This is a genomic window from Rhodococcus sp. EPR-147 (assembly GCF_001647185.1).
Taxonomy (GTDB): domain Bacteria; phylum Actinomycetota; class Actinomycetes; order Mycobacteriales; family Mycobacteriaceae; genus Rhodococcoides.
In genome coordinates, this window is sequence record NZ_LVCU01000022.1 from 1 (window position 1) to 3869 (window position 3869).

At 65.4% G+C, this 3869-nt stretch carries 4 protein-coding genes; 1 reads left to right on the top strand and 3 read right to left on the bottom strand.

Going from position 1 to position 3869, the window contains the following annotated elements; all coding sequences use genetic code 11:
* Positions 1–502 (bottom strand): peptidylprolyl isomerase (locus A2J02_RS00910; RefSeq protein WP_156516026.1); only part of this gene is annotated, 502 nt, incomplete at its 3' end.
* A 94-nt stretch (positions 503–596) separates the two neighbouring features.
* On the opposite strand from A2J02_RS00910, the gene A2J02_RS00915 reads away from it, so the two are divergent.
* Entirely contained in the window at positions 597–977 is a 381-nt protein-coding gene (locus A2J02_RS00915; RefSeq protein ID WP_156516027.1) for a hypothetical protein, read from the top strand.
* Here A2J02_RS00915 and A2J02_RS00920 read toward each other — a convergent pair.
* Together A2J02_RS00920 and A2J02_RS00925 are read right to left on the bottom strand one after the other, a co-directional pair.
* Positions 972–2603: an alpha/beta hydrolase gene (locus A2J02_RS00920; protein ID WP_068045576.1), complete on the bottom strand. Its 1632-nt coding sequence runs from the start codon at positions 2601–2603 to the stop codon at positions 972–974. The two genes, A2J02_RS00915 and A2J02_RS00920, sit on opposite strands and share 6 nt — an antisense overlap.
* A gap of 119 nt (positions 2604–2722) precedes the next feature.
* The gene (locus A2J02_RS00925; RefSeq protein WP_231893643.1) at positions 2723–3721 is read right to left on the bottom strand and encodes a GGDEF domain-containing protein; all 999 of its coding nucleotides are present in this window, start codon (positions 3719–3721) and stop codon (positions 2723–2725) included.
* Positions 3722–3869: the final 148 nt, after the last annotated feature.

Consider the following 3869-nt stretch of genomic DNA (forward strand, 5'->3'; position numbering starts at 1 on the left):
CCACCGGACGATCTCCGCGGCCGACCGGCGTGCTCGAGATCGCGTCGACGACCTTCTTCGACGCCTCGTCGGTGACCTCACCGAAGATGGAGTGCTTGCGGTTGAGGTGCGGGGTCTTGCCGGTGGTGATGAAGAACTGCGAGCCGTTGGTGCCGGGGCCGGCATTTGCCATGGCCAGCAGGTACGGGCGATCGAAGGAGAGCTCCGGGTGGAACTCGTCCTCGAACTTGTAGCCCGGTCCGCCTGCACCGGTGCCGGTGGGGTCGCCGCCCTGGATCATGAAGCCGTCGATGACGCGGTGGAAGACCGCGCCGTCGTAGAACGGTCCGGTCTTGGCACCCGACGCGTTCTGAGTCGTGTACTCCTTGGATCCGTCCGCGAGACCGACGAAGTTCGCGACGGTCTTGGGGGCGTGATTGCCGAACAGTTCGATGACGATATCGCCGCGGTTGGTGTGCAGCGTGGCCGTTTGGGTCTTGTTTGGTGAAGTCACGCCCTCCATCGTGCCATCTCGGGTGATCGGGCAGTTCACAACGGGCGTCGAGTCGGGTGTATCGGGAGGGTTCAGCGGGGCCGTGTTGTGGAACAGTGAGGGTATGACGAGCACAACGAAGCCCGACCAGGGTCGGTCGACCACAGGTACCGCAGCGTCCGCCCTGCTCGGTGCCGCATCCGCCGCGAGCAGGGGCCCGGCCGGAGTCGGCCTGCTGCTGGCCAAACAGGGTTACGGACTGGCCCGCAAGCAGGCTGCGCAGCGGCGGGCAGTGACCGCGGAGCGTATCGCCGAAGCGAATCGCACCCGAGAGCTCGTCACGGTCGACTCGGGATCACGTCGGACCCGGCGAGTTCTGGTGTTCGGTGCCGTTGCTGCCGTCGTCGGAGGTGTCGTGTTCTTCCTCGGCCGTCGTCGCAACGAGGTGCCGCCGCCCGCCGATGTTCCGCCGAGCCTGGCCGACTACGACGACACGTCGTCATAGGTACAGCATCTTCTGCAGTAGGTCGAGCAGCCCCGGCCTGGTTCTGATCACGGCCTCTGCGCTGCGATCGGCGACGACCAGTGCCGTGTTGTGGCCGCTGGCGGAGCCCTCGGTGAGATAGTCGCTGTGCCCGATCGAGCGGCCGGCACTGTCGGTTTGCTCCGTGGACAGCAGAGTGATTCCGTCCAGCGCCCCTGGATCGCGGCCGAATGCACCCAGGTCGGCGACGATGTCGCCCGTGGCCTCCGCCGCGAAGACGTGTCCGACGGGAATCTGTAGATCTGCGAGGCTGTGTGTGCCGAGTCCCGGTGAACCGAGAGCCACGAAATCGTCGACCCCGGTGTCGTCTCGAAGAGCAGTTGCCGCGGTGAGCGATCCGTACGAGTGGGCCAACACCGACAGATGCGGATCGCTCGCCCGTGCGGCGTCGAGACCGTTCAGGAACGGGATCAACCGATCCGCTCCTGCCTGCGCGGCCGCACCCGAGGCCACGGTCCGGTCCGGATCGAGCAAGCTCCAACCGAGCTGAGGTGCCTGGTAGTCCAGCCAGGTCACCGCAGCCGCAGACTGCGCCGGATCTCTCGAAACAAGCTGCTGCACAGTGTTTTTGATGTTCTCCATGTCGCCGTCGTAGCGGGGAAGGTTTCCGTGCACGGTCGAGCCGAGACCGGGCACGAACACGGCGACATGGGTCGCCGTGTCGACATCTCCCACCGCGACGGCCGCCATCGTCTCTTCGTACGAGGAATTGTCGAGGACCAGGAGCTGCCGAGCCCCCAGCGCCAGCGTCGCGTCGATCGCATCGAGTGCTGTCAACCGAGTGCGCGTTTGTTCGAGCCCGGCGTCGGCGTCGCTGAAAATTCCGCCGAACACGTTGTCGGACAACTGTTCCTGTAGTTCGACTTCGACGGCGCGAAGGCGGATACGCTCTGCAGCCAACACTCGCCGATTTGCGCTGTCACGCACCCGACCCGGCAGGCCGTCGAGATTGCCGATCAGCGCCGGCTGTTCGACCAGCAACCTGGTACGGGCTGCAGTCGAGAGTGCGCTCCAGAAAGCAGCGTTGGCCGCCGGTGTGCCGTCGCGCGGCACCCAAGCCGCAACTGCCGTCGCAACGGAGGCTGCGGAGGTTCCCCCGACGAGGCGTCGGGCAAGGATGTCGTCGAAATCCGTGGCCGTACGAATCAGCTGTGCGATTCGTTCGGCGAGCTCCTCACGGCACCGCCGTCGCTCGCGCATCGTCGACCACAAGTCCACCAGCGCAACCGAATACGACGCTGCAAGGTCGAACACCGAGCCGTCGGATGCGACCGCGAATCGCTCCTCCGCCGCCGTCCGCTCCACCGAGCGGAGCGCAGCGACCAGGCCGGCCATGTCGATCGAGGCATCCGCGGTGCATGTCGCTATCCGAAGCAACTCGGCTGCGGCGTCTGCCAGATCCGACCGGATACGTCTCATCGCCTCCCGCGCAGCCTCGGCCGCGGGACCGGCCCACCCGTCGTCCACGATGTCGTCGGTGACCGAGTCGTGCACGGCGGCCACCTCCCGCCACCGCCGCATCAGGCTGTCGGACGCCGCTACCAGCACGCGGCTGTCCCAGGATCTGAATTCGTTCAGAGTGACCATCGCGTATCCCCCGCAGCGTCGTCGTTTCCGACGAGTCAACGCGAGAAAAGCACCGCGTCGGGAAATCTATCCCCAGCCTGTGGATCAAATCTGGGGATCAACGATGCGTCGAGTGACGATCACTGCGCAATTCTGCGAATGGGGCCGCTGTAACCGGCGTCGGGATCGGACGGCCGACTGGTCCTCGGCGGCCTGCTTCGCTTTGCCCGGTACAGATCGGCGTCGGCTGCCCGATAGATCTCACCCCAGCGGCGACCCGCGGGCATGCAGGCCAATCCGACGCTCCACTCCGCGCGGTGAGCCCGACGCAGACGCTCGATGATCTGCCAGGCCTCCTTCTCGAGAACCCCCGGCATGAACAGCACGAACTCGTCTCCACCGAGCCGACCCAGAACATCCCGTTTGGTCAGCTGACCCTTCCAGGCCTTCGAGACGCGAGTGAGCAGGACGTCACCGGCAATGTGGCCGTACTCGTCGTTGATCTCCTTGAAATTGTCGAGATCGAGCACCGCGAGGCTGACCGACAATCCGCGAGTCGCGCACGCCGGCAACATCTTCTCGATCTTGGATTCGAACCCGAACCTGTTGAGCAGACCGGTCAAAGCATCGTGCGTCGCGGAATAGCGCATCCGACGCGCGAAGACACCGAAGACCTCCGTCGCACCGACGATGCCGAGCGCCACCAGGATATAACTGATGAACGGAGTTCCGTACGGCGCGATCGCCGCTCCGATGACCGCCGAAACAGCAAGCACGGCAACCCAAATGCCTGCGCTGCGTTCGGACCAGAACGCGCCTATGTGCATACCGAGGAACATGGCAGCCTGGACGCAGATCAAGAACGCGGGCATGGTGTCGCTACTGCCCAACGCACAGGCGAGTGCTATCACCGACAACGCGGTCGCGAACCCCACCGCCTGTTTGGGGCTCGGCACACCCGCCCTTGCCAACACCACGATCGCCATCGGACCCAGCAGCAGAGCCAGCGCGGCCAGAACCTGCTGCGCACCGGTCAGATTCGACCACGACGCAATCGCGCTGGCTGCGTAGAGAACCGTGGTGACCGCCGCGAACACGGCAAGCATGCGGCCGGACTCGTCGAACCTAGGCCTGCTCACCGGTCGATTCCCACCGAGCAGGACCATGATTCGGCCGATCGAAGGCAGCGTTCACCGGGTAAGTCCCGTGGGGTGGTGGACATTCGGTGAGGCGGCGTAGCCGCAGCTCGGGCGTGTCGTACCCGTGTTGTGGGTGGGCCATCGCGTA

Excerpts from the sequence above, each read along its gene's own strand:
- A2J02_RS00915 (WP_156516027.1), top strand. The coding sequence starts at position 597 with ATGACGAGCACAACGAAGCCCGACCAGGGTCGGTCGACCACAGGTACC.
- A2J02_RS00920 (WP_068045576.1), bottom strand. The coding sequence starts at position 2,603 with ATGGTCACTCTGAACGAATTCAGATCCTGGGACAGCCGCGTGCTGGTA.